Genomic DNA, 25,292 nt, shown 5'->3' with positions numbered 1-25,292 from the left:
ACTTTTCATAGTTTGCACGCAGCTATCATCAGCACGCTTGATCAGCACTGTAGACATGCGCGCCTACATGGTCAATACACAGCTACAATTCGCAACTTCGACGCGCACCTGGCATCGTCCAAATCTCATCTAGCGAAAATTCCCTACCAGGGTTGAGGAACTACAGCTATCTATTGGGAACCGGCCGTCAATAGTCGTCACCGTTACTGTGAACGCAGCTGGTCACAGATAGCTGTCGGAGTTACCTCCGCGTCTGAATCTCCGTGCGCCAGACGTCCAGCTCGACGGGTTCGGAATAATGGACAGGATGAGTTTGCAGCCGGGAAGCAGGGCGGATCGCGCATGACTGACGGCCCGTTGATCGTGCAGTCCGACAAGACGGTCCTGCTCGAGGTCGACCACGAACAAGCAGGAGCGGCGCGGGCCGCGATCGCACCCTTCGCCGAGCTGGAGCGTGCCCCCGAACACGTGCACACCTACCGCATCACGCCGCTCGCGTTGTGGAACGCGCGCGCGGCCGGTCATGACGCCGAGCAGGTCGTCGATGCCCTGGTGTCGTTCTCCCGGTATCCGGTTCCGCAGCCGCTGCTGGTCGACATCGTCGACACCATGGCGCGTTATGGCCGCCTGCAGCTGGTCAAACACCCAGCGCACGGTCTGACGCTGGTCAGCCTCGACCGCGCCGTGCTCGAGGAGGTGCTACGTAACAAGAAGATCGCGCCGATGCTGGGCGCGCGCATCGACGACGACACCGTTGTCGTGCACAACAGCGAACGCGGCCGGGTCAAGCAGATGCTGCTCAAGATCGGTTGGCCGGCAGAAGATCTCGCCGGTTACGTCGACGGGGAGGCACACCCCATCGAGCTCGCACAAGACGGCTGGGCCTTGCGCGACTACCAGGAAATGGCCACCGAATCGTTCTGGGCGGGCGGCTCGGGCGTCGTGGTGCTGCCATGTGGCGCGGGCAAGACGTTGGTCGGTGCGGCCGCGATGGCCAAGGCCGGCGCCACCACATTGATCCTCGTCACCAACACGGTGGCGGGCCGGCAGTGGAAGCGCGAGCTCGTCGCCCGTACCTCGCTGACCGAAGACGAGATCGGCGAATACTCGGGCGAGAAAAAGGAGATCCGGCCCGTCACCATCGCGACGTACCAGGTGATCACCCGCCGCACGAAGGGCGAATACAAGAACCTGGAAATCTTCGACAGCCGCGACTGGGGCCTGATCATCTACGACGAGGTGCACCTGCTGCCCGCGCCGGTGTTCCGGATGACCGCTGACCTGCAGTCTCGCCGGCGCCTCGGGCTGACCGCGACGCTGATCCGCGAGGACGGCCGCGAGGGCGACGTGTTCAGCCTCATCGGCCCCAAGCGCTACGACGCACCGTGGAAGGACATCGAAGCCCAGGGCTGGATCGCGCCCGCCGAGTGCATCGAGGTGCGGGTGACGATGACCGACAACGAGCGCATGCTCTACGCCACCGCGGAACCCGAGGAGCGCTACAAGCTGTGCTCGACCGTCCACACCAAGATCGCGGTGGTGCGCTCGATCCTCGAGCGCCATCCCGGCGAGCAGACCCTGGTGATCGGCGCCTACCTCGACCAGCTCGAGGAACTGGGGCAAGAGCTCGACGCGCCGGTGATCCAGGGGTCGACGAAGAACGCCGAACGCGAGGCGCTGTTCGACGCCTTTCGCCGCGGTGACATCTCCACGCTGGTGGTTTCCAAGGTCGCCAACTTTTCCATCGACCTTCCGGAAGCCTCAGTGGCCGTGCAGGTTTCGGGCACGTTCGGCTCGCGCCAGGAAGAGGCACAACGGCTGGGACGGTTGCTGCGCCCCAAGGCAGGCGGTGGCGGTGCGGTGTTCTATTCGGTGGTCTCCCGCGACAGTCTCGACGCGGAGTACGCCGCGCACCGGCAGCGGTTCCTGGCCGAGCAGGGCTACGGCTACATCATCAAAGACGCCGACGATCTACTCGGCCCGGCGATCTAACCGCGACTCCGCAACGTCATCAGCAGTTCGCCGTCCGGGCCGCCGGTGAACGTCAACTCGCGGCGCAGCCGCTGACCAGGTACGAGATCGAGCTCGAACCGTTGGGCCAGGCTCGCGATGATCAACGTGGCCTCGAAATTGGCGAACCCAGAGGCGATGCACATGCGCTTACCCGCCCCGAACGGCATCTGCGCACGACGCTGCGCACCGTCGAGATTTTCCTTGAGAAACCGTGACGGATTGAAGTCGTACGGGTTGCCCCACACGCGGGCGTTGTGGTGCATGCTGTGCATCAAGATGGCCACGCTGGTTCCGGCTTTGATCGGGTAATCGCCAAGGATGTCATCGCCTTTCGCCATCCGGGCCACGCCCATGATCGGCGGGTACACGCGCATGGCCTCGGCAACCACTGCCTGTGTCCAGGGCAGGTTGTCGACGTCGTCGGCAGTGGGTTCGCGTCCGCCGAGAACGTCGTCGAGCTCACGGCCCAGCCGTTGGCGCGCCTCGGGATTCTGCGACAGCAGGTACCAGGTCCAGGCCAGTGCCGCCGCGGTGGTCTCGAAGCCGGCCCCGAGGAATGTCATCACCTCGTCGCGGATCTCCAAATCGGTGTAACGGTAACCGGTTTCGGGATCCTCAGCGGCTATCAACAGTGCCAGCAGATTGTCGGTGCGCTCGATCTTGCCGCTGCGGTGGTCGGCGATCAACTGGTCGATGAACCGCTCTATCCGGCTCAGACCCCACCTGGCCCGCGGTGCGATTACCCACGCACCCCGCCGCAGCGCATTGATCGCGAGCCGAGGTGAGGACATCTTGTCGGCACCCCAACGCAACGGCCGCGCCACGCCGAGCAGGAACCCGTAACCGAAAAGGGTTAGCAGCCGGGCGAAGTCGGTGCGCATCTGTTCGGCGAGCTTGCCGGTGAGTTCGATGCCGAACATCGTGCGCGCGATGATGTCCATCGTCACGTAGTTCATCTCCGCAGCGATGTCCACGGGCCGCCCGGAGGCCAGGATCCTGTCCCAGCGGTCAGCGGCCGCGACGCACGCAGCGGTCATCTGCGGCGCGAACGTGTCCACCTGACGTTTGGCGAAGAGGGGCTGAACCAGACGCCGGTTGCGTTGCCACAGTTCGTCATTCAGATCGGTGACCAGGCCGCGTCCGAACGCGACGGCCAGCAGGTCGTACTCGGCGTTCTTGGCGTAGTTGTCCTGATTGGACACCAGGACGTGGCGCGCGATATCGGGGTTGCGCACCACCACGAACTTGGCCAGCGGCGTACGTGCGACGACGATGTCGTCCTGACCGGGCAGTTCGGTGGCGTACTCGTAGATCGTGTGCCGGTACCCCGCCCGGATGGCCTTCATGGCGAGCCACCACGACTTCAGATAGCCGACCTCGGTGTGTTGCCAACGCACCGGTGTCGGCGCCCACCGCGGCGGATGCAAGCTCGCCTCGGCGTGGACTGGGCACGCGACTTGCGCGGACTGTGCGCTCGGCTGGGACATATGCCACCTCCCCGGGAGTCCGCGCACCCCCCGGAGCACGGACTCGCGGTATACGGTACCGCTGGTACCGAGTCAGGCCAAGCCCCTAATTTCAGGTATGCGGCCCCATGGTCTTCACCACGGTCAGCAACACCACCGAATCCGCCAACGCGTGCAGGGTGTGGCGGGTACGCGGGATCACGATGTGGTCGCCCGGCGACCCTTCCCAGCTGGCCTCCGAGTTCGCCAGCCGGACCCTGCCCTCGATCACCTGCAGAGTCGCCTCACCGGGGCTCTCGTGCTCGTCCAGACCACTGCCCTGCGTGAGGGCGATCAGCGTCTGACGCAGTGCGTGTTCATGCCCGCCGTAGACGGTGTGGGCACTACGTCCGCTGTTGGCCGTCCGGGCTGAGGCCAACTGCTGACGCGCAAGCGCGGTGAGCGAGATCTTCTCCATACTTGAATCGTGCCACTTCGTGACGGCAGATTCTGCGCAGTCGGGTCAACCGCCGGTGTTCGCGGTGGACAACTGCGCCTTGGCGCTACGCGCCCACTCGTCGGCCAGGATCTCCGGCCGCCCGTCGAGTAGTCCGGCAATCGCCTGCGCGGCGACCACCGCGGGATCGATCTTCTGGTCCGCGGGAACGTAGCTGACCATGTCGGTGTCCATATAGCCGACGTGCAAGGCGGCGACGTGAATCCCGCGCGGCGCGAGGTCGATCCGCATGGCATCGGTGAGCGCCCACGCGGCCGACTTGGCCGCGGCATACGCGCCCGAGGTCGGCGGGTGGTACCAGGACAGGACCGACAGGACGTTGAGAATCGCACCGCCGCCGTTACGTTCGATGATCGGCGCGAACTCGCGTGTGACGTTGAGGGTTCCGAAGTAGTGGGTCTCCATCTCCAGCCGGATGTCCTCGATTGGCCCGGTCAACAGGTTCGCCCGTGTCGAGACACCGGCGTTGTTCACCAATACCGTGACGTCTTGCGCGATTTCGGCCGCACGGCGCACCGACTCCGGATCGGTGATGTCCAGTTGAACGGGAATCACCCCGGGCAGGTCGACCGTCTCGGGCCTCCTGGCCGCCGCATACACCTTTGCCCCGCGTGCGACGAGCTCGGCGGCGAGCAGGCGCCCCAACCCACGGTTGGCTCCGGTCACCAGTGCGGTGATGTTCTGTGTCATCGGACCACTCCTTTCGCGTTGTGCGGACACCACAACAATTCGGATCTATGTCTGCAATCCCGTGGTGTGAAAGGCAGTTCCTTGCAGCTGAGAGGATTTGGATCGTGGAACCGAGCGGCGCCGCGCCGGACGATGGATCGATGCAACACCATGCGCATGTGGCCCGGACGGCGGCAGCACTGGCCGCCGCGATGGGCATCGGCCGATTCGTCTACACGCCGATACTGCCGCTGATGACCGCACAAGCCGGAATCTCGCCGCACACCGCGGCCAACCTGGCCACCGTGAACTATGTCGGATATCTGGCGGGTGCCCTGATGGGTACCGTTTGGCCACGGCTTGCCAGATCGATGACCGCGTGCCGCGTGTGCCTGATCGGCCTCATCGCCAGTCTTGCCGCAATGCCGTTGTCCACCAATCCAATCGAGTGGACAGCGCTGCGCGCCGTGGCCGGGCTGACCAGCGCACTGGTGTTCGTGATCGCAGTCAACACGATGCTGGAACACCTCCATGACCATCCTGCGCGTCTTGCCGGCTGGGGGTTCGGCGGTATCGGAGCAGGCATCGCGCTTTCGGCGGTGCTCGTGCTGGCCATCGACGACTGGAAGGCGGCCTGGTGGGCGTCGGCGGCGGTGTCCGCGGTGCTGGCGATCGGCGCCTGGTCGATGCAGCACGCCCCCGTCACGGCGACGGCAGCCGATGATGCCGGACAGCGCCCACCGCACGGCGCCTTCTCGTTGCTGCTGGCCAGCTACACGCTCGAAGGGATCGGCTACATCATCGCCGGGACGTTCCTGGTCGCGGCAGTCGCACAAGGTGCACCGGACTGGCTGGGGGGCGGCACGTGGCTCGTAGTCGGCGTGGCGACCGTTCCGTCCGCGGCATTGTGGGCAACCCTGAGTAGCCGATGGTCCCATCCGGGCTTGCTGGTGGCGGCACTGTGCCTGCAGGCGGTCGGGATCGCCGTCGCGGGTTTGGTCGGCGGAATCACCGCCGCACTGGTCGGTGCCGTGCTGTTCGGCGGCACCTTCGTCGGAGTGAGCACACTCGCGCTGGCCGCCGGACGCCTGCTGCGTTATCCGCGTGCAGTTGCGTTGTTGACCGCGGGGTACTCGGTGGGCCAGATTGTCGGCCCGCTGATGGCGGCGCCGCTACTGCACCACGGGTTCCGGCCCGCGCTGGTCCTCGGCGCTGTCGTGGTGCTGGCCGCCGCTCTGATCGCCGGGCTTATGCGGATCATCGGCGGGCAGCCAGACCGTCGGGTCGGTCAGCCCGAAATCATTGGTGCCGCCGGTGAATTCGTCGATGACGGCGTGGACAGCGGGGTTGTCTTCGCCACGCCGCCACACCAACGACCACGTCCACAACGGTGACGGGTGAATCACCGGCCGACGCACCAGACCCCGCGGCAGCGACACATCCTGGCCCTTGGGGTTGTTGAGGACCGGACGACGCAGCCGGCGCACATGCTCGAAGAACGTCGGGCCGGTGACGCCGCCGTCGTCGGTACGCATCACCCGCGCGCCCGTCGCGGCCGCGAACTGCTCGCCGTAGCGGTTCCACGACGACCAGCTGGCACCGTCGGCGTCCACCAGCACCACGGTGTCGGCGGCCTCGACCGGGGCTTCGTCGGTGCCGGCGTCCAACGCGTACAACCGGTCGACGCCGAGCAGCCGCGCGTCAAGCGACAGCGCGTCGAGGTCGGCGTTCTGCACCCAGCAGATCGCCAGGTCAAGGCTGCCGTCGGCGACGCGGGCGGCCTGCGTGTGCGAGGGCATCACCCACGTGTCCACCCGCAGTTCGGCGACGCCCGCGGCCCGCTCGGCCCAATCGGTCGGGCACCAGTTCACACAGCCGATTCGCACCGGGTCGGAGACCGCCATACCTTTTGCGCGCCTGCGTAGTTCGTCGGCCTGGGCGATCAACGCGCGGGCATCGGGCAGTAGTGCCGCCCCGGCCGAGGTGAGTGCGACCGACCGCCGGTCCCGGTCGAACAGGGTGACCTTGAGGTCGCGCTCCAGCGCCTTGATCTGCTGGGACAGCGACGGCCCTGCGATGCGCAGACGCTCGGCAGCGCGGCCGAAGTTCAGTTCCTCGGCGACGGTGACGAAATAGCGCAGCTGCCGCAGCTCCACCGTTGCAGCGTAATAGGCACAGCCTCTCAGCAGAGAGGCAACCGGTCCCGTCGACCGGACATGAGTGCGCCCGATGCCGTGTTGAGTGGTGCAACCGGATAGGACCGGATCAGAAAGGGACCAACATGAACACTCCAGTTGCGATCATCACCGGCGCATCTCAGGGCATCGGCGCGGGCCTGGTGGCGGGATACCGCAAGCTCGGTTACGCCGTCGTCGCGAACTCACGCAGCATCGGCGAAAGCGACGACCCCATGGTGCTGACCGTGGCGGGTGACATCTCCCAGCCTGGCGTCGGTCAGCGCGTCGTCGACGCGGCGCTGCAACGCTTCGGCCGCATCGACACGGTCGTCAACAACGCAGGCATCTTCATCGCGAAGCCGTTCACCGAGTACACCGACGCCGACTACGACGCGATCACCGGCGTGAACCTGCGCGGGTTCTTCGAGGTATCCCGAGCAGCGCTCGCCGCGATGGGCGACTCCGGCCACATCGTCAACGTCTCCACCAGCCTGGTGGATCAGGCCAATTCGAAGGTGCCCGCGGCGCTGGCCTCCCTGACCAAAGGTGGACTGAACGCGGTCACGAAGGCGCTCGCGGTCGAATATGCGAGCCGTGGCATTCGCGTCAACGCGGTGGCTCTCGGCTCGATCAACACGCCGATGCACGATCCGTCCAGTCACGACTTCATGGCGTCGCTGAACCCGATGAATGAGCTCGGTGAAATCGACGACGCCGTCCAGGCGGTGCTGTACCTGGAGCAGGCCGGGTTCGTCACGGGCGAGATCCTGCGCGTCGACGGAGGTCAAAGTGCAGGCCACTGAGGACATCCTGCGCGGGGTGCTCGACGTGTGGAAGGCCGGCATCGACGCACACGAGCCGCAGCGGGTGGCCGACGTGTTCACCGCCGATGCGATCTTTCAGGGCCTGCGGCCCTACAGCGTCGGACAACAGGGGGTGTTCGAGTACTACGACTCCCAGCCGGCGGGCATGACGGTCGACTACCGCATCCGCGAGACGCGCAACCTCGCCGACGGAGTGGTGCTCGGATACCTGGTCGCGGACTTCTCCTTTCGCGACCGGGACCCGATCCACCTAAACCTGGGTGTGGTGGTCACTCGCAATGACGCCGGGTGGCAAATCGCGCACTACCAGGTCAGCCCAGTGCAGGGATGACCTTCTGCTCGAACAGTTCGATACCCGACCGGTCGTATGCGGCCTCCGGGAAGTACAGGATCGCGTACTCACACCCGAGATCACGCATCCGCTGCAGTTTCTCGACGACCTGTTCCGGTGTGCCGGAGGCGGATTCGGGAGCACTCATGGTCGACAACATCGCGTCGACCGCGGCCTCCCCCGCCACCGGCACCTGGCGGTCGCGCAGCCGGGCGATCCGGTCTTTGACATCGGCTTCCGAATCGCCGATGACGGCGTTGAAGTTGGCCGACCGCACGATCGCGTCGTAGTCGGTGCCGACCTCGCGGCAATGCCCGGCCAGCACTTCCGATTTGTGGGCGAACCCGTCGGGCGCGGAGGTGAAGTTGGTGTACTGCGCATACTTGGCCGCGATGCGCAGCGTCACCTTCTCTCCGCCCCCGGCGATCCACAGCGGGATGCTGTTTTCCTGCAACGGCTTCGGTGCGACGATCGCGTCGTCGACCTGATAGTGCTTGCCGTCGAAGCTGACCCGGCCGTCGCGCCACGCGTCACGCATGATCTGCACACCCTCGTCGAGACGGCCCAGCCGCACCCCGGCCGACGGGAAGCCGTAGCCGTAAGCCCGCCACTCGTGCTCGTACCACCCGCCACCGATGCCCATCTGGATACGGCCGCCCGAGATGATGTCGGCGGTGGCCGCGACCTTCGCCAGGTACACCGGGTTGCGATAGCTCATCGCCGTACACATCTGGCCGAGTTTGATGCGTGACGTCGTCGCCGCGTACGCCGACATCAACGACCACGCCTCATGCGTCGCCTCGTCGGTGGGCACCGGAACGGTGTGAAAATGGTCGTACACCCACAGCGAATCCCAGGCGCCGCCGTCGGCGTAGGTGGCCAGGTCCTTCATGACCGGCCAGTGCTGCTGTGTGGGAATGTCTACGAGATCGAGTCGCCAGCCCTGCGGAATGAAGAGTCCAAAGCGCATGGATCCTCACTCTACGACGGCCTGCCGTGTCGGTGGACGCGGCTAGCCTGAGTTCATGGCCCTTTCCAAGGAAGAACGCGAACAGTTTCTCGCCGAACCGCACATCGCCGCACTGTCGGTGTATGCCGGAGACAAGCGTGGTCCGCTCACGGTCCCGATCTGGTACCAGTACTCACCCGGCGGTGAGCCCTGGGTGCTGACGGGTGTCGGGTCGCGCAAGCACCGGCTCATCGAGGCCGCCGGCCATTTCTCGCTGATGGTCGAGCGGCTCGAGCCGACCGTCCGCTATGTCGCCGTCGACGGTGCCGTCAGCCGGATCGAGCCGAGCACCGACGAACAACTCGTCGAGATGACCAAGCGCTACCTCGCCCCGGAAAAGGTCGAGGGCTACCTGGAGTTCGCGCGCCGCGAGCACGGCGAGAGCGTCACGGTGTACCTGAAGCCCGAGCATTGGCTCTCGGCGGACCTGGGGTCGGTGTGACGCCCTAAGTTTCGGCGCGGCCGCCGAGGTGCTTGGCGAGGAACCGGTCGGCTCGATGATAGAAGTCGAGCCGGTTCTCGGGCTTGGCGAAGCCGTGGCCCTCGTTCTCGTACAGCGCGTACTCGTGGTCGATGCCGTGCTCAGCCATGGCCGCGACGATCTGCTCGGACTCGGCTCGTTTGACCCGGGGATCGTTCTCGCCCTGGGCGATGAGCATCGGGATGCGGATGTCCTGCACTCGCGACAGCGGCGACCGTGACCACAGGAAATCGGGGTCGTCGCCAACTCGCTTGTGCCACAACGCGATCATCGGCTTCCAGTACTCGGGGAACGAGTCCATGAGGGTGTTGAGGTTGGATGGACCGACCATCGAGACCGCACACCGGAACACGTCCGGGGTGAACGTCGCCCCGATCAGCGCCGCGTAGCCGCCGTAGGATCCGCCGTAGATCGCGATGCGATCACGGTCGACGATGCCCCGCTCGACCAGGTAGTCGACGGCGTCGATCAGGTCGTCGTGCATCTTGGCTCCCCACTCGCGGTTGCCCGCGTTGAGGAACTCCTTGCCGTAACCGCTCGAGCCGCGGAAGTTCACCTGCACGCACAGATAACCGCGGTTGGCCAGCCACTGCGCCTCCGGATCGAGGCCCCACCCGACACGCACCCACGGGCCACCGTGGACATCGAGCACCGCGGGCAGGTTCGTGCGCTGCTCGCCCGGCGGGTACGACAGGTAACCGTGGATGGTCAGGCCGTCGCGTGCGGTGAAGCTGAACGGCTCCATCGGCACCAGCGGATAATCGTTGAGTTCCGGACGATGATCGAACAGGAACGTCGCTGTCTGCGTAGCCCGGTCCCAGCGGTAGAACTTCACCGGCCCGGAGTCCTGATCGAACGCAACGAGCCAGGTGGTGTCGTCGTCGCTGCGGTCGCTGATGATCAACTCGCCGGCGTGCAGGCGTTGCAGCGCTTCGATGTCGCCACGGATCGCGTCGTCGAATATGCGGTACTCAAGGCGTTCTCCGTACCACGTCACGCCCTGGATCTCCCTGGTGTCGGGATGCATGATCACGCCGGCGATGTCGTAGGTGTCGTCCTCGGCGATCACTTCGGTCGCACCGGACTCGACCTGCATCTTGACGAGTCGCGACGTGTTCGACCCGACCGATGTCTGCAGATACATCCCGGTGCCGTCTTTCGTGAAGCCGACGGGCCCCGTCGACTCGGCGTCTTCCGGAGGTACCTCGAGTAGCGGCCGCCAATCCGCATGCTCGTCCTCGCGCACCATGATCACCATGCCGCCGTCAGGAGTAGGCGTCACCGCGCCGCGCACCTTCAGGTCATCATCGACCACCCAGCCGAGAAACCCGGGATTTTCGAGGACCTTGCGCAGCTCACCGGTCGTCAGGTCGAGGTGGTACACATCGTGCAGCTGCGGGTTGTCCTTGTTGATCCCGACAAGCACATCGTTCGGAAATCGCTTGTGATGGGCGATGAGTCGGCATTGCACACCGTCCATCGGCGTGAGGTCGCGTTCAGCACCCGTCTGCAGGTCGACGTCGTAGAGGCGGAAGTTCTCACTGCCGTCCTTGTCCCGAACGTACATGAGGTGACGATTGTCGTGCGCCCACAGATAACCCTGGATCCCGCGGTCCCTGTCATGAGTGACCGGCTGTTCGTTGCCGGACCCGGCGTCGCCGACGAACACGTTGAGCACGCCGTCGAGCGGCGCGAGGTACGACAGCCGGGTGCCGTCCGGCGAGATCTGCGGTGCGGCGCGCTCCGGGTGGCCCAACAAGACTTCCAGCGGGATCAGCTTGGCTCCGGTCATTGCGCCCCCGTATCAGCGATGCGGTCCAGTGCCGTTCGAGCGTAGCGTGACGAAGTGGCCGAACTATCCGATCAAGTAGTCAAGTTTCTGTCTGAAGGCACCCGCACCGCCGTCTTGAGCTGGGTCGCGAAGGACGGCCGGCCGTTGTCGGCGCCGGTGTGGTTCCTCGTCGACGACGGTGAGCTGGTCTTCAACACCGGCAAGGAAACCGCCAAGGGCCGGGCGTTGGCGCGAGATCCCCGGGTGGTGCTGTGCATCCACGACGACAACCCGCCGTTCTCGTTCGTACAGGTTCAGGGCGTCGCCACCATCAGCGAACAACCCGACGACCTGCTCGACGTCGCCACCCGAACCGGCGGCCGCTACATGGGTGCCGAGCGAGCCGAGGAATTCGGCAGGCGCAACGGAGTGCCGGGAGAGCTGGTGGTACGGGTCAAGCCGACCAAAGTGCATGCCGGATTCGACGTAGCGGACTGAGACGCGGAGTCGAAACCACTACGCTTTGCCCCATGGCAGAGTCGGTGCACGTTTCCACGTCCGCATTGCAATCGACGGCCGAAACGGTGGGCGGTATCGGCAACGAGATCGCCGGGTTTCGCGCAGGTCACCAGATCGCGGATGTGGCCGCACGGGCGATGAGCGGGTTGGCGTGCGGTGCGGCGGTGGCGGCTGCGGCCAGCCGGGTAGACGAAGCGTCCGCCGTGGTCGGATCCTCACTCACCAAGCTTTCCGAGGACCTGCGTGCGGCGGCTTCCAGGTACGACCAGACCGACGACGACGCGAGCGCGGCACTGGCACGACAATTCCGGACGATGGACGCCGAGTCGTAGTCGACGGGTTCGGCACCAATGACTGTCACGATTCCGACCATCCTGGCCTCGCGCCCCGCCGGCCTGATCGACGCGGCACAACTGGCGCAGCAGCAGGCGCAGACGGCCGTCGATCAACTGGACCAGGGTCGAAACGCCTTGGCAGACATGCGCAAAGGCTGGGACTCGGCCGCCTCCGACGCGGCGAGCGCCAATGCTGAGCGGGCATTCGCGAGCCACCGCAAGATCGTCGACGCACTGCACGACATGCATGCGGCACTGCAGCGCGGTGGCGACCAGATGTCGGCCACCCGCGCCGACGTCGCCGAGATCGTCAGCAAGATCCAACCGTTCGGATTCGAGGTTGACGACGACGGCACGGTTTCGATCGCCCCGGGTAGCCGGGCCGATGAAATGGCTTCGCGCAGCCCGGTTTTCGCGCGACAGATGCAGATGCTCGCGATGCAGTATTCGATCGACCTCAAGCGACTGATCGCCGAATTCGACACCCAGGACAACACGCTGGCCAACGCTCTGCAGCAGGCCACGGGCGACTTGGATCTGAAGGAGATCGCCCGGATGGGCCCCGCCGAGGAGGGCAAGCCTTCCGCGGACGACACAAAGAAGGACGGAAGCTCACCTGCCGAGCCAGGCAAGGACGCCGACCAGACCACGCCTGGCGCCACCCCTGCCGCAGTACCACCCGTGCCACCGGTGGTCACCGGGCCCGCCAATCCTCAGGCGGCGCCACGGCCGGCCGCCGCCACACCGCCACCGAAAACCGGTGGCACACCGACACAAACACGAGCCGCCGAACCGGCGCGGCCGAGCACTCCGGCGCCCACACCCCCACCGACGAAAGGTCCGGTGCCGGCGCAGGCCAATCCAACACAGCCGTCACGGCAGAGTGGCCCGGTACCCACCGCGCCGCCGACAACGCCGGGCCCCCCGGCCCAGGGCTCAGGTTCGACGGCCACGGCGGCAACGCCCGCGAGCTATTCGGCAGCACAGACGTCATCGTCCAGCGGTGCTCCGGACATCCAAGCCGTGAGCGCCACAGGCGGTCTCCCGGAGAAGATAATCTACGAGATCGACGACGATGGGTGGCTCTATCCGGTTGGGGACCCCGATTTCGACCCAGACGAATTTGATGACGACTGGGGACCTTAAGCTGCGCACACGAAAGAGGAGCCCATCATGGCCGACATTTCCGCATTCGCCGACGTGTTGTCGCGCGATCAGGGGTTGTGTGTGCTGAGCACGCTGCGCCGCGACGGCAGTATCCAGTCGTCGGTCGTCAATGCCGGGGTGATGGCCCACCCGCAGAACGCTGAGCCCGTCGTCGCGCTCGTGGCAATCGGCGGATCACTGAAACTGCGCCATCTGCGTGCCGACCCACGCGCCACCGTCGTCGCGCGCGCCGGTTGGCAGTGGGTCACGGTAGAGGGGACCGCCGAGATCATCGGCCCCGACGACTCGGACGTCGATCCTGAAACGCTGGGAGTGTTGTTGCGCAACATCTTTCAAGCCGCCGGCGGCACACACGACGACTGGGACACCTATGACCGGGTCATGCGCGAAGAGCGTCGGGCCGCGGTTCTGATCACGCCTACGCGCGTCTACTCCAACCCAGGGTGACAAGCGCAGACGACGTCAGCGCCGCTCGGTGTTCGCCCAGATACCGCCGTCGTCAAGGGCCTCCGCGACGTGCCGACAGTCGAGCAGATCCGCGTGCGGGCACGACAACGTATGCGTCAAGCCGTCAATTGCGGCCTGTATCACCGACAACTGCTGTTGAAGCTCGTCCTGCTTGCGGTGAATCATGTCGCGCCAGCCGTGGTTTGCGCGCCGCCGCTGATCGAGGAATTGACCGACCTCGTCAAGCGTCATGCCCGCCCGCTGAAGCATTCCGATCACCCGCAGCCGCTGCACGATCGACGGTTCGTACAGCCTGCGCAGCCCATTTCGGCCCGCGGGTGCGATGAGTTCGAGGCGTTCGTAGTAGCGCAGCGTCGACGTCGTCACGCCCGTCGACTTCACGACGTCAGCGATGTCCAGGAGTTGTTGCATTCACCGAACCTCTTGATTTGAAGTGCGGTTCAAGTATGACGCTGGGGCCATGAATGACAAGGCCTCCCTGCGCCACACAGCACCAACCCCGGGTTGAGATTGCGCACCGGGTCGTGAATGCCCGAGAACCACGACCCGGTACGCAATTTCAATGCCGGCAGACGCAAAAGCCCCCGGCTCGCGCCGGGGGCTTTTGACGTTGTTGCCTACGACTCCAGCGAGGCCGGCGGCAGGAAGCGGTCGCCGTACTTGGCGGCCAGCTCCTTGGCGCGCGCCACGAAGCCTTCCTTGCCCTTACCGGACGGGCCTTCGTAGCCGACGATGAACTGGTGCACACCACCGGTCCAGGCCGGGAAGCCGATGCCGAAGATCGAGCCGATGTTCGCGTCGGCGGTCGAGGTCAGCACGCCCTCGTCGAAGCACTTCTGGGTCTCGAGTGCCTCGGCGAACAGCATCCGGTCGATCATGTCCTGCAGCGGCGGGGTCGAGCTGCCCGACTTGAACGTCTCCCGTAAGCCGGACCAGAGACCCACACGCTTGCCGTCGGCGTACTCGTAGAACCCGGCACCCTTCAGTCGCGACGGGCGGCCGATCTCGATCATCTTCTCGACCACGGCCTCGGCCGGGTGCGGCACGTGCGTGCCACCCGAAGCCTCGACACCCTTGCGGGTCGCGACCGCGATCTTGTGCATGAGCTCCAGGTTCAGCTCGTCGGACAGCTGCAGCGGCGGTGCCGGGTAGCCGGCCTGCGAACCCGCCTGCTCGATGCTGGCCGGTTCGACACCCTCGCCCAGCATGGCCAGCGCCTCGTTGACGAAGGTGCCGATCACGCGCGAGGTGAAGAAGCCGCGGCTGTCGTTGACGACGATCGGGGTCTTCTTGATCGCCAGGGTGTAGTCGAACACGCGGGCCAGCGCCTCGTCAGAGGTCTTCTCGCCCTTGATGATCTCCACGAGCGGCATCTTGTCGACCGGTGAGAAGAAGTGGATGCCGATGAAGTCCTCCTGGCGCTTCACGCCGGTGGCAAGACCGGTGATCGGCAGCGTGGAGGTGTTCGAGCCCAGCAGTGCGTTCGGCTCGACGATGTCCTCGATCTCCTGGAAGACCTTGTGCTTGAGGTCCTGATCCTCGAACACGGCCTCGATCACGAAGTCGACGCCCTTCAGATCCTGCGGATCGGCGGTCGGGGTGATCTTGGCGAGCAGCGCGGCGGACTTCTCCTCAGTGGTCTTGCCTCGCTTGAGTGCCTTGGCCTCCAAGCCCTCCGAGTAGGCCTTGCCCTTCTGCGCGGCCTCGATCGTGACGTCCTTGAGCACGACGTCGTAGCCGGCCTTGGCCGACACGTAGGCGATGCCGGCGCCCATCATGCCCGCGCCCAGCACGCCGATCTTCTTGATCTCCTGCTTGGCGATGCCATCGGGCCGGCTGCCGCCGCCGTTGATGTGCTGCAGATCCAGGAAGAACGCCTGGATCATGTTCTTGGCGACCTGGCCCGTGACGAGCTGGGTGAAGTAGCGGCTCTCGATGCGCGACGCGGTGTCGAAGTCGACCTGCGCACCTTCGACGGCGGCGTCGAGGATCGCGCGCGGGGCGGGCATCGGCGCACCCTTGAGCTGCTTCTTCAGCAGCGCCGGGAACGACGGCAGGATGCCGGCCAGTGCCGGATGCGACGGCGTGCCGCCGGGCATCTTGTAGCCCTTGACGTCCCACGGCTGGGTGTGGCTGTCGGGGTTGGCCTTGATCCAGGCTTTGGCGGCGGGCACCAATTCCTCGACGCTGCCGACCAATTCGTCGACCAGACCGGTTTCCTTGGCCTTGGTCGGGTTGAACCGCGTGCCCTGGCTCAGCACCTCCATGAAGGCCTTCTGGATGCCGAACATGCGCACGGTGCGGGTCACGCCGCCACCGCCGGGCAGCAGGCCCAGAGTGACCTCGGGCAGACCGATCTGGCTGCCCTTGGCGTCGGCGGCGATGCGGTGATGACACGCCAGCGCGATCTCCAGGCCGCCACCCAGCGCGGCACCGTTGATGGCGGCGACGACAGGCTTGCCCAGGGTCTCCAGCTTGCGCAGGTCGGCCTTGATGAACTCGACCTCACTGAAGGCGTCGCCGGCGTTCTCCGGGCCGACGTTGATCATGCCCTTGAGGTCACCGCCCGCGAAGAAGGTCTTCTTCGCGCTGGTGATGACGACGCCGGTGATCGAATCCTTTTCGGCAACAAGGCGTTCCACCGTGTTGTGCATGGATTCCTTGTAGTGCTCGTTCATCACGTTGGCCGAGCCGGTCGGGTCGTCCAGCGTCAGGGTGACGATGCCGTCGGCATCTTTGTCCCACTGAATGGTGTTCTCTGCCATGACTGTTCGCTTCTCCCTAGACGCGCTCGATGATGGTGGCAACGCCCATGCCGCCGCCGATGCACAGCGTGATCAGTGCACGCCGAGCACCGCGACGCTCGAGCTCGTCGACCATGGTTCCGGTGATCATGGCGCCGGTGGCGCCGAGCGGGTGGCCCATCGCGATGGCGCCACCGTTGACGTTGAGCTTCTCGTCGGGGATGTTGAGGTCCTTCTGGAACTTCAGCACCACCGAGGCGAACGCCTCGTTGAGCTCGAACAGGTCGATGTCGTCGACCGTCAGGCCGGCACGGTCCAGCACCTTGCGGGTGGCCGGGGTCGGGCCGGTGAGCATGATGACCGGATCGGCACCGCTGGTGGCGGTGGCCACGATGCGCGCCCGCGGGGTCAGGCCCTGCGACTGGCCCGCCTTCTCGGAGCCGATCATCACCAGCGCCGCGCCGTCGACGATGCCCGAGCTGTTGCCGCCGGTGTGGACGTGGTTGATCTTCTCGACGTAGTGGTACTTCTGCAGCGCCACGTCGTCGAATCCGCCCATCGCGCCGATGCCGTCGAACGCGGTCTTGAGCTTGCCCAGGCCCTCGAGGGTGGTGTCGGGGCGCATGTGCTCGTCATGGTCGAGGATGACCAGACCGTTCTGATCCTTGACGGGCACGACCGACTTCGCGAAGTAGCCGCCCGACCACGCCGCGGCGGCCTTCTGCTGCGACCGCAGCGCGTAGGCGTCGACGTCGTCGCGCGAGAAGCCCTCGATCGTGGCGATCAGGTCGGCACCGATGCCCTGCGGGACGAAGCCGATGCGGTAGTTGGTCTCCGGGTCAGAGGCCCAGGCGCCGCCATCGGAACCCATCGGCACGCGGCTCATCGACTCGACGCCACCGGCCAGCACCAGGTCGTCCCAGCCGGAACGGACCTTCTGTGCAGCCAGGTTGACAGCCTCCAGGCCCGAGGCGCAGAAGCGGTTGAGCTGGAAACCGCCGGTGGTCTCGGGCAGCTTGGCCACCAGCCCTGCGGTGCGGGCGATGTCACCGCCCTGATCACCGACCGGTGAGACGACGCCCAGGATGACGTCGCTGATCAGCGTCTCGTCCAGGTCGGGGTAGCGGCTGCGGATCTCTTCGATCAGGCCGACGACCAGGTTGACGGGCTTGACCTCGTTCAGCGAGCCGTTGCGCTGCTTACCGCGCGGCGTACGGATCGCCTCGTAGATAAAGGCTTCTTCGGACATGTCTTTGCTCCAGGTCCTGTCAGGTTGATTGACGGGTCCATCCGCGCAGCAGATGGGCCTCTGCCCGGAGGCTACCAGGGGCTTCGATCAACCTGTTGGTTGGGAGCTTGACAGGTGAAAACGCCTGGCCGATCTTCTCGTTGATTCGGCCACCAAGCCGGGTGTCGCCCCGCCCGCCTATGAGCGACAATGTCGCGGAAAACGCCTCGTGTGCAACATCATCCCCTTGTGTGCCACGGCGAACGTCACAGGTGGCACTTTGGCCTCACCCACCATTGCCGCCACACGATTTCGCCTGCCCGCCTTGCAGCGACATTGTCGCTCGCAGCGCGGGCAGAGCACACTGGGGCAAAAGTGGCAGCAGCGGCCTAATGCGTCGGATGTGAAGGCAACGAAAGGGACCACTGCTACTTCTGAGCATGGTGAGGCGGTTTCCGCGACATTGTCGCTCGTAGGCGGGCAGATGGGCACTGCCCGGACGCACGCCGAACCGCTCAGGCGGACTTGGGCTCGGCCACCTCGGCCAGCGTCGGGTAATCGATGTAGCCGACCGGCCCGGGCGCGTAGAACGTCGCCACGTCGGGCTCGTTGAGTTCGGCGCCGAGGATCAGCCGGTCGATCAGGTCGGGGTTGGCCAGGTAGGTCCGGCCCACCGCGGCCGCGCTGATCGCACCCCACTCGGCGTAGCTCTCGAGCTGGCTGAAGTCGGTACCGGTGTTTCGGCCGGTGTTCAGCACGAACGTGCCCGGCCACAGTGCCCGGATCACGCCGAACGTGTGCGCGCTGGGATCGATCAGCAGGTGCAGGTAGGCGATGTTGAGCGGCGCGATGCGGTTCAGGAGTGCCTCGTAGACGCTCACGGTGTCGTTCTCGTGCATGTCGCCGGCGTGGTTGCCGGGCGAGATGCGGACTCCGACCCGTCCGGCACCGATTTCGGCGACGATCGCCTCGACGACCTCGGCGGTCAACCGTGCCCGGTTCTCCGGCGAGCCGCCGTAGGCGTCGGTGCGCTGGTTGATCACATCCGACTGGAACTGGTGCAGCAGGTAGCCGTTGGCCGCGTGGATCTCGACACCGTCCATGCCCGCGTCGATCGCCCGGCGCGCGGCCGCACGGAACTGATCGACGATGCCGGGCAACTCGTCGGTGCGCAGCGCCCGCGGCGTCTCCAGCGGCTTCTTTCCGGTGGGCGTGTGGCTGAGCATGTCGGCGGCGATCGCCGAGGGCGCGACGGATTCGGCCCCGCTGATCTCGGGATGCGCCAGCCGGCCGACGTGCCACAGCTGTACGAACATCTTGCCGCCCGCGGTATGGACGGCATCGGCGATCTCGGCCCATCCGGCCTGATGCCGGTCGGTGTAGATGCCAGGGGTGTTCATGTAGGCACCGTTGGCGGTCTCGGCGATGGCGGTTGCCTCGCTGATGATGATTCCCGCGGAGGCTCGCTGGGAGTAATACTCGGCGGCCAGCGGCGACGGGGTGCCGTCGGCGTCGGCGCGCGAGCGGGTCAGCGGTGCCATGAACAGCCGGTTGGTCGCGGCGGTGTCGCCCACCTGGATAGGCTGCAGCAGTGCGGCGTCGGCGTCGAGGCGGAAAATCTTGTCGGTCACGCCGCACTAAGCGCCACAGGTGCCCCGTTCATTCCCGCACTAGCCTCTAGAAACATGACCGTCACAAGGCTGCAGCCCTACGCCGTCACAGTGTTCGCGGAGATGTCGGCACTGGCCACGCGCTTGGGCGCGGTGAATCTGGGCCAGGGCTTTCCCGATGAGGACGGGCCGGCCGCGATGCTGAAGGTGGCGCAGAACGCAATCGCCGAGGGCGCCAACCAGTACCCGCCCGGGCTGGGCATCGCCGAATTGCGCCAGGCGATCGCCGCGCAGCGCAAACGTCACTACGGCATCGACTACGACCCCGAAACCGAGGTGCTGGTGACGGTCGGCGCCACGGAGGCGATCGCGGCCTCGCTCATCGGGCTGGTTGAACCGGGTTCCGAAGTCGTCGTGATCGAGCCGTTCTACGACTCGTACTCCCCCGTGATCGCGATGGCCGGTTGCGTTCGCCGCGCGGTCCCGTTGGTACCGGAGGGCCGCGGATTCGTCATCGACCTCGATGGCCTCCGTCGCGCGGTCACGCCGAAAACCCGGGCACTGATCCTCAACACCCCGCACAATCCGACCGGGGCGGTGGCCTCCGACGCGGAGTTGAGCGCGATTGCCGCGGTGGCCGTCGAACACGACCTGCTGGTAATCACCGACGAGGTGTACGAGCAACTGGTCTTCGACGGCTATCGGCACATGCCGCTGGCCGGCTATCCGGGCATGGCGGCGCGCACCGTCACGATTTCCAGCGCGGCCAAGATGTTCAACGTCACCGGCTGGAAGATCGGGTGGGCGTGCGGGGCACCCGAATTGATCGCCGGGGTGCGCGCGGCCAAGCAATACCTGACGTACGTGGGCGGGGCACCGTTCCAGCCCGCCGTGGCGCATGCGCTCAACAACGAGGACGGCTGGGTGGCAGACCTGCGGGACACCTTCCAGACGAGACGTGACCGGCTCGGCTCGGCATTGACCGACTTGGGTTTCGAAGTGCACGACAGCCACGGCACGTACTTCCTATGTGCCGACCCCCGACCGCTCGGCTATTCCGACAGCGCCGCGTTCTGTGCCGAACTCCCCCACAAGGCCGGGGTGGCCGCGATCCCGATGTCGGCGTTCTGCGACCCCGACGCACCGCACGCCGATGTGTGGAATCACTTGGTGCGCTTCACGTTTTGCAAGCGTGACGAGACCATCGACGAGGCGATCCGGCGTCTTGAAGTGCTGAGACGGCGCTGACGCGAGACGGCCTGACAGTACTCAACTACTCAAGACGCGCGCGATCAGTTCTGGCGTCAACGATTCGGTGAAGGTGCCCGCGCTGACGACCGAGCGGGCGCGATCCGAGGCGGCGGCGGCGTCTTCTGCCGAGATACCCAATAGGGTTCCCGCCGTATCGGTCATGCGTTCGTACATGTCTTCGGCGGTCACCGCAGTGGGGTCGACGAGCGATCGGACCGCGAGACCGTCGGTGAGCGCCATGAGTACGAGCGCGATGTGTTCGTGCGCACCGTTGGCCTGAACCAGCCCGGCCTGGTCGAGCGCCGCGATGGCTGTGCGGAATGGTTCGGTCCAGCGGGCATAGACCTGATGCGCGATCTCTGCGATGGCTTGGTCGCGACGGGCCGAGGCCCACAGTTCCATCCAGAACCCCCACCGATCGGTGAACGTGACCGTGCCGGTGACGTGCAGTCGTAGGCCGGCGAACAGCTGGACGAGCGGGTCGGGCTCGGTAGCCGTCAGCCGGTGCCAGGCGTCGAGACTGACGCTCATCATCACCTGAAACGTCTGCTCCATGAGTTCCTGGCGGTTACGAAAGTAGTGCTGTACCAACCCGAGACTGACACCGGCTTCGGTCGCGATGTCCTTGAGGCGAGCCTTGTCGGCGCCGTCACGTGCCACCACCCTCACGGCTGAGCACAGGATCTGCGAACGCCGCAACGTGACGAGATCTGGCGTCGCGTCCGACGCGTCAGAATCCGCGTCTCCGCTCATCACGATCGAACTCTGGTCCCGCACGCTCATCGGACCCCCCTCCTGTGTGTCAGTTAACAACAGATCACAAACGCGCTCGACATCACAATAATATCGTATTATTGTCCCCGATATTGCCAGGCGAGTCGGAGGACGGGTCGATGCGGTCAAGGTCACTGTCGGTTGTGCTCGGAGCCATCGCGGTTCTGAGCCTCAGCAGCTGTTCCGGGTCAACGGGTAGCGGCATGCAGCTCACCTTCGCGAGCTACGGCAGCGCTTACCAAGACGCCCAGAACGAGGCACTGCTCGATCCGTGGGCCGGTGAATCCGGTGCGACGGTCACCAACGATTCACCCACCTCATATCCCAAGATCGCCCAGATGGTCGACGCCAACCAGGTCACCTGGGACGTCGTCGACACCGAACCCTTCTACCCGGTGGCCAACTGCGGAAAGTACGTGGAGAAACTGGATCTCACCGGTATCGACGTGACGAAGTTCCCCAAAGGGACCGTCTCGGAGTGCTCGATTCCCTTCGCGCAGTACTCGACCGTGATGGTCTATGACAGCGAGAAGTACCCGCAAGGGCCCGCCAGTTACGCCGACTTCTTTGACCTGCAGAAGTTCCCAGGCGTACGCATGGTCCCCAACTGGGCCGGCGGTGGTGCACTCGAACTCGCCCTGCTCGCCGACGGTGTTGCGCCACAACAGCTGTACCCGCTCGACATCGAGCGGGCGTTCGCGAAACTCGACACCATCCGCGACTCGCTGAGATTCTGGAACACCAGCTCCGAGAGTCAGCAGGCGCTCGAGGACGGCACGGTCGACATGGCGTTCGTCTGGTCGGGGCGGGCTTACGAAGCCGAAAAGAACGGCGCCAAACTCGAACCCGTCTGGCAGAACAACCTACTGGCCTGGGCGAGCCTGAGCATCGTCAAAGGCACCAAGAATCTCGAAGCCGCACAGTCACTGATCGAGTATGCGGCCACGGCCGAGCCGCAAGCCAAATTCGCGGAGCTACAGCCATATTCACCGGCCAACAGTGATGCCAAGCCCGAACTGGATGAGCTGCAGCAGAAGTACAACGTCGCATCGCCGGAGATCCAGCACGAGGCCGTCATCACTGATGTCCAGTACTGGGCCGACCACAACGACGAGGCGAACAAGGCCTGGACCGCCTGGTCGACTTCGTAGTCCGCGTGCTCGCCACCTACTAGTCGTCTGTGGAGGATCATGCCCGTCAAAGGACGGTGGGCGCTGCTGTTGCTCGCCCCGGCGGTACTTCTGGTTGCGGTCTTCTTCATCGTGCCGATCGCGGCAATCCTGTTGCGCTCGTTCACCGAACCGCAGCTCGGCCTTGAGACCTACCGCAGCCTGCTCGCTGACCCGACCACACTGCGGGTGCTCGGCCGCACGATGCTCGCCGGCGTCATCGCGGTGATCGTGTGCGTCCTGTTCGGTTATCCGTACGCCTACCTGATGACGCTGGTCGGTCCGACCGCGCGGTCCCTGCTGATGGTCGTGGTGTTGGTGCCGTTCTGGACCAGCCTCATGGCCCGCACCTTCGCCTGGATCTCGCTGTTGCAGCGCGACGGACCGGTCGCGGCGCTGCTCGGCTTCTTCGGCATGCCCGACGTCGTCCTGCTCGGGACCAGCGCCGGCGTCATGATCGGCATGGTCCAGATTCTGTTGCCGTACATGGTTCTCACCCTCGTCACCAGCTTGAGTCAGATCGACCGCGGTTTACTCATCGCGGCACAAAGTCTCGGCGCCAATCGGTATCGCGCCTTCTTGCAGGTCTACCTTCCGCTGTCGGCGCCGGGCCTGTTCGCAGGCAGCGGGCTGGTGTTCATTCTGGCCTTGGGCTTCTACATCACCCCGCAACTGTTGGGTAGCCCGCAGGAGTCCCTCATCGCGCAGGTCATCGGTGTCCGGGTCGAGCGCTTGGTCGATTTCGCGGGTGCAGGAGGGCTCTCGTTGATCTTGCTGCTCGCGACCGCCGCGTGCCTGTTCGTCGGGCTGTTGGCGGTCAAACCGCTGCGCAGCCTTGCCGGTCAGAGCGGGGTTCGCCGATGAATCGACGCACCCGCGTCCGCCTGCCGCTGGCACTGTTCGCCACGCTCGTCGGACTTCTGCTCGTCGCGCCCACGCTCGTCGTCATCCCGCTGTCCTTCACCGACCGGCGCAGTTTCATGTTTCCCAACGAAGGTTGGTCCCTGCGTTGGTATGAACGGTTTTTCAGCGATCAGCGCTGGCTCGGCGCGCTGGGGACCAGCTTGACCATCGGCGTGGCGACGGCACTGCTGGCGACAGTCGTGGGCACCCTGGCGGCCGTCGCACTCAACCGCGCGCGGTTGAGCGTGGGTCCGGCGACCCAGGGATTGCTCATGCTGCCGATCGTCATACCCGGCATCGTCGCCGCGGTCGCGATCTTCGGCAGCTACCTGGGTTGGGGAATGAGCGGAACGTACCTGGGTTTGATTGTGGCCCACACGGTTTTGGCGATTCCCTTCGTCGTGATCCCCGTCAACACCGCGTTACAGGGCCTGGATCCGACCCTGGAGCGGGCGGCTTCTGTGCTCGGCGCCGGACCGTGGGGGCGATTCTGGCAAGTCCAGTTGCCGCTGCTGGCCCCGGCGATCGCCACCGGGTTCGTGTTCGCGTTCGTCACGAGCCTCGATGAGGTTGTGGTGTCGTACTTCCTGCAATCCCCCACGGTGCGCACGCTGCCCGTCCAGATGTACAGCTCGGTGACCGTGGAGACCGACCCCGCGATCGCAGTGGCATCGACGCTGGTGCTCTTGTTCTCGACCGCCATCATTCTGCTACCCCGGCTCGTGACCGTGCTCCGCACCCGCGCGGCCGCCGCTTCGAAGGAAAAGCCATGACGACACCGACTTTGACAAGCGAGCCCACCGGCTTGCATCAGCACGGCCGGCCGGTGCGCCTCGACCGGCTGGAGAAGCACTACGGCGACACGGCGGCGGTGAACGGTGTCGACCTCGACATCCGCGGCGGAGAACTCCTCACACTGCTGGGTGCCAGTGGTTCCGGCAAGACCACCTTGTTGTCGATGATCGCCGGGTTCACCACCCCGACATCGGGCCGCGTGACGATCGCGGACGAGGACATCACCCGCACTCCGCCGCACCGTCGCAACATCGGCATGGTGTTCCAGCACTACTCGCTGTTCCCGCACATGAATGTGCGCGTCAATGTCGAGTTTCCGCTCAAGCAAAGAGGTGTGGCACGCGCCGACCGCCGACGCCGCGCCCTCGAAGCACTCGACGTCGTCGAACTCGGCCACAAGGCCGACGCGCGTCCTGGTGAACTGAGTGGCGGCCAGCAGCAGCGCGTCGCACTCGCCCGCGCCCTGGTCTTCTCCCCCAGCCTGCTGCTCATGGACGAACCTTTCGGGGCACTGGACCGCGCGCTGCGCGAACGTATGCAGCTCGAAGTCCGGCGCATTCATCGAGATCTCGGTGTCACCATCGTTTTCGTCACACACGATCAGCAGGAAGCACTGACGATGTCGGATCGCATTGCGGTGATGAACAACGGTCGCATCGAACAGGTCGGCACCCCCGAAGAACTCTACGAATCACCGGCCAGCTTCTACGTGGCCACCTTTCTCGGTGAATCCAACGTGCTCACCGGATCGTGCTCCGGCGGTGTGCTGACCACCAGCGGCGGCAGCCGGCTGCGGGTACCGGCAGGCGTTGACGGGTTGGCCCGCTTGGTGATCCGGCCGGAACGCATCGTCGTCGATTCCGAGAGTGATTCCCGGGCAGCGTCTTTCAGCGCTTCGGTGGCTGAAGTCGTCTATCTCGGTACCGACCGCAGGCTCGTCGCGAACACGCCGGATGGCGAATTCGTGGCACGGATACCGGCAAGTGGAACGACGTACCGCCCCGGTGACTCGATCACATTGAGCTGGGCCGCCGATGATGCGTGCCTGTTCCCCGCCTGACCCGCTTGCAACATCCACAAGCCGCCGCGACA

General features: G+C 65.5%; 24 protein-coding genes and 1 pseudogene. 14 read left to right on the top strand and 11 right to left on the bottom strand.

The features are described from left to right. The first annotated feature begins 342 nt into the window (after positions 1-342). Positions 343-1,992, top strand: coding sequence for a DNA repair helicase XPB (locus ACOI2T_RS05590; protein WP_067846295.1), 1,650 nt, complete (start codon positions 343-345; stop codon positions 1,990-1,992). On the opposite strand, the gene ACOI2T_RS05585 is transcribed toward ACOI2T_RS05590, so the two are convergent. The 3 genes from ACOI2T_RS05585 to ACOI2T_RS05575 all read right to left on the bottom strand — a co-directional run bounded on the left by ACOI2T_RS05585 (position 1,989) and on the right by ACOI2T_RS05575 (position 4,665). Further along, the gene (locus ACOI2T_RS05585; protein WP_409503741.1) at positions 1,989-3,500 is read right to left on the bottom strand and encodes a cytochrome P450; all 1,512 of its coding nucleotides are present in this window, start codon (positions 3,498-3,500) and stop codon (positions 1,989-1,991) included. The genes ACOI2T_RS05590 and ACOI2T_RS05585 overlap by 4 nt on opposite strands. A 91-nt stretch (positions 3,501-3,591) precedes the next feature. Continuing rightward, positions 3,592-3,936 carry a cupin domain-containing protein gene (locus ACOI2T_RS05580; protein WP_067846300.1) on the bottom strand — a complete coding sequence of 115 codons (345 nt, stop codon included), beginning with the start codon at positions 3,934-3,936 and terminating at the stop codon, positions 3,592-3,594. A 45-nt stretch (positions 3,937-3,981) separates the two neighbouring features. After that, the gene (locus tag ACOI2T_RS05575) at positions 3,982-4,665 is read right to left on the bottom strand and encodes an SDR family oxidoreductase (RefSeq protein ID WP_409503742.1); all 684 of its coding nucleotides are present in this window, start codon (positions 4,663-4,665) and stop codon (positions 3,982-3,984) included. Between the two features lie 47 nt (positions 4,666-4,712). Here ACOI2T_RS05575 and ACOI2T_RS05570 point away from each other — a divergent pair. Beyond that, positions 4,713-5,825: pseudogene (locus ACOI2T_RS05570) on the top strand (YbfB/YjiJ family MFS transporter); the annotation flags it as partial. Here the strand turns inward: ACOI2T_RS05570 and ACOI2T_RS05565 are convergent. Next, entirely contained in the window at positions 5,817-6,800 is a 984-nt protein-coding gene (locus ACOI2T_RS05565) for a LysR family transcriptional regulator (protein WP_409503743.1), read from the bottom strand. The pseudogene ACOI2T_RS05570 and the gene ACOI2T_RS05565 sit on opposite strands and share 9 nt — an antisense overlap. Before the next feature lie 125 nt (positions 6,801-6,925). On the opposite strand from ACOI2T_RS05565, the gene ACOI2T_RS05560 reads away from it, so the two are divergent. Both ACOI2T_RS05560 and ACOI2T_RS05555 read left to right on the top strand, forming a co-directional pair. Next, positions 6,926-7,624, top strand: coding sequence for an SDR family NAD(P)-dependent oxidoreductase (locus ACOI2T_RS05560; protein ID WP_409503744.1), 699 nt, complete (start codon positions 6,926-6,928; stop codon positions 7,622-7,624). After that, entirely contained in the window at positions 7,611-7,976 is a 366-nt protein-coding gene (locus ACOI2T_RS05555) for an SgcJ/EcaC family oxidoreductase (RefSeq protein ID WP_409503745.1), read from the top strand. Before ACOI2T_RS05560 ends, ACOI2T_RS05555 begins: the two co-directional genes overlap by 14 nt. On the opposite strand, the gene ACOI2T_RS05550 is transcribed toward ACOI2T_RS05555, so the two are convergent. After that, a complete protein-coding gene (locus ACOI2T_RS05550; RefSeq protein WP_085141727.1) occupies positions 7,957-8,946 on the bottom strand; it encodes an LLM class F420-dependent oxidoreductase in 990 nt (329 codons plus the stop codon). The two genes, ACOI2T_RS05555 and ACOI2T_RS05550, sit on opposite strands and share 20 nt — an antisense overlap. 55 nt (positions 8,947-9,001) lie before the next feature. Here ACOI2T_RS05550 and ACOI2T_RS05545 point away from each other — a divergent pair, with 55 nt between their 5' ends. Then, complete coding sequence (locus ACOI2T_RS05545; protein WP_067846319.1) at positions 9,002-9,427, top strand: pyridoxamine 5'-phosphate oxidase family protein; 426 nt, start codon at positions 9,002-9,004, stop codon at positions 9,425-9,427. Between the two features lie 4 nt (positions 9,428-9,431). On the opposite strand, the gene ACOI2T_RS05540 is transcribed toward ACOI2T_RS05545, so the two are convergent. Further along, positions 9,432-11,258: a S9 family peptidase gene (locus ACOI2T_RS05540; RefSeq protein WP_409503746.1), complete on the bottom strand. Its 1,827-nt coding sequence runs from the start codon at positions 11,256-11,258 to the stop codon at positions 9,432-9,434. A 54-nt stretch (positions 11,259-11,312) separates the two neighbouring features. On the opposite strand from ACOI2T_RS05540, the gene ACOI2T_RS05535 reads away from it, so the two are divergent. Genes ACOI2T_RS05535 through ACOI2T_RS05520 form a run of 4 tightly spaced genes read left to right on the top strand, consistent with a single transcriptional unit; the run spans position 11,313 to position 13,705 of the window. Next, a complete protein-coding gene (locus ACOI2T_RS05535; RefSeq protein ID WP_409503747.1) occupies positions 11,313-11,735 on the top strand; it encodes a PPOX class F420-dependent oxidoreductase in 423 nt (140 codons plus the stop codon). Positions 11,736-11,767: 32 nt separating this feature from the next. Then, a complete protein-coding gene (locus tag ACOI2T_RS05530) occupies positions 11,768-12,088 on the top strand; it encodes a type VII secretion target (RefSeq protein WP_409503748.1) in 321 nt (106 codons plus the stop codon). A gap of 18 nt (positions 12,089-12,106) precedes the next feature. Continuing rightward, positions 12,107-13,237: a WXG100 family type VII secretion target gene (locus tag ACOI2T_RS05525; protein WP_409503749.1), complete on the top strand. Its 1,131-nt coding sequence runs from the start codon at positions 12,107-12,109 to the stop codon at positions 13,235-13,237. A gap of 27 nt (positions 13,238-13,264) precedes the next feature. Further along, positions 13,265-13,705 (top strand): TIGR03618 family F420-dependent PPOX class oxidoreductase, encoded by a 441-nt coding sequence (locus tag ACOI2T_RS05520; protein WP_409503750.1) that lies wholly within the window; start codon positions 13,265-13,267, stop codon positions 13,703-13,705. Between the two features lie 15 nt (positions 13,706-13,720). On the opposite strand, the gene ACOI2T_RS05515 is transcribed toward ACOI2T_RS05520, so the two are convergent. The 4 genes from ACOI2T_RS05515 to ACOI2T_RS05500 all read right to left on the bottom strand — a co-directional run bounded on the left by ACOI2T_RS05515 (position 13,721) and on the right by ACOI2T_RS05500 (position 19,329). Next, positions 13,721-14,137 carry a MerR family transcriptional regulator gene (locus ACOI2T_RS05515; RefSeq protein WP_409503751.1) on the bottom strand — a complete coding sequence of 139 codons (417 nt, stop codon included), beginning with the start codon at positions 14,135-14,137 and terminating at the stop codon, positions 13,721-13,723. A gap of 206 nt (positions 14,138-14,343) precedes the next feature. Next, complete coding sequence (locus ACOI2T_RS05510) at positions 14,344-16,491, bottom strand: 3-hydroxyacyl-CoA dehydrogenase NAD-binding domain-containing protein (protein ID WP_409503752.1); 2,148 nt, start codon at positions 16,489-16,491, stop codon at positions 14,344-14,346. Positions 16,492-16,507: 16 nt separating this feature from the next. After that, on the bottom strand, positions 16,508-17,719 hold the full coding sequence (locus tag ACOI2T_RS05505; RefSeq protein ID WP_067846341.1) for an acetyl-CoA C-acetyltransferase: 1,212 nt from the start codon (positions 17,717-17,719) through the stop codon (positions 16,508-16,510). A gap of 494 nt (positions 17,720-18,213) precedes the next feature. Beyond that, entirely contained in the window at positions 18,214-19,329 is a 1,116-nt protein-coding gene (locus tag ACOI2T_RS05500) for an alkene reductase (RefSeq protein WP_409503753.1), read from the bottom strand. A 54-nt stretch (positions 19,330-19,383) separates the two neighbouring features. On the opposite strand from ACOI2T_RS05500, the gene ACOI2T_RS05495 reads away from it, so the two are divergent. Then, positions 19,384-20,556 (top strand): pyridoxal phosphate-dependent aminotransferase, encoded by a 1,173-nt coding sequence (locus ACOI2T_RS05495; RefSeq protein ID WP_409503754.1) that lies wholly within the window; start codon positions 19,384-19,386, stop codon positions 20,554-20,556. Positions 20,557-20,577: 21 nt separating this feature from the next. Here the strand turns inward: ACOI2T_RS05495 and ACOI2T_RS05490 are convergent, their stop codons facing one another. Next, on the bottom strand, positions 20,578-21,342 hold the full coding sequence (locus ACOI2T_RS05490; protein WP_409503755.1) for a TetR/AcrR family transcriptional regulator: 765 nt from the start codon (positions 21,340-21,342) through the stop codon (positions 20,578-20,580). A 194-nt stretch (positions 21,343-21,536) separates the two neighbouring features. Between ACOI2T_RS05490 and ACOI2T_RS05485 the strand changes: the two genes are divergently transcribed. From ACOI2T_RS05485 to ACOI2T_RS05470, 4 genes are read left to right on the top strand one after another with little or no spacing between them, the layout of a single operon-like run. Beyond that, positions 21,537-22,484, top strand: coding sequence for an ABC transporter substrate-binding protein (locus ACOI2T_RS05485; protein ID WP_409503756.1), 948 nt, complete (start codon positions 21,537-21,539; stop codon positions 22,482-22,484). Positions 22,485-22,523: 39 nt separating this feature from the next. After that, entirely contained in the window at positions 22,524-23,366 is an 843-nt protein-coding gene (locus ACOI2T_RS05480) for an ABC transporter permease (protein WP_409503757.1), read from the top strand. Further along, complete coding sequence (locus tag ACOI2T_RS05475) at positions 23,363-24,178, top strand: ABC transporter permease (protein ID WP_409503758.1); 816 nt, start codon at positions 23,363-23,365, stop codon at positions 24,176-24,178. Before ACOI2T_RS05480 ends, ACOI2T_RS05475 begins: the two co-directional genes overlap by 4 nt. Next, positions 24,175-25,260 carry an ABC transporter ATP-binding protein gene (locus ACOI2T_RS05470; protein ID WP_409503759.1) on the top strand — a complete coding sequence of 362 codons (1,086 nt, stop codon included), beginning with the start codon at positions 24,175-24,177 and terminating at the stop codon, positions 25,258-25,260. The genes ACOI2T_RS05475 and ACOI2T_RS05470 overlap by 4 nt, the downstream gene beginning before the upstream one ends. The last annotated feature ends 32 nt before the right edge of the window (positions 25,261-25,292 follow it).

This window comes from Mycolicibacterium wolinskyi str. Jessa 2025, assembly GCF_049241375.1.
GTDB lineage: Bacteria > Actinomycetota > Actinomycetes > Mycobacteriales > Mycobacteriaceae > Mycobacterium > Mycobacterium wolinskyi.
Note: the sequence above shows the minus strand (reverse complement) of the source record. Positions and strands in the feature narration are given on the sequence as shown.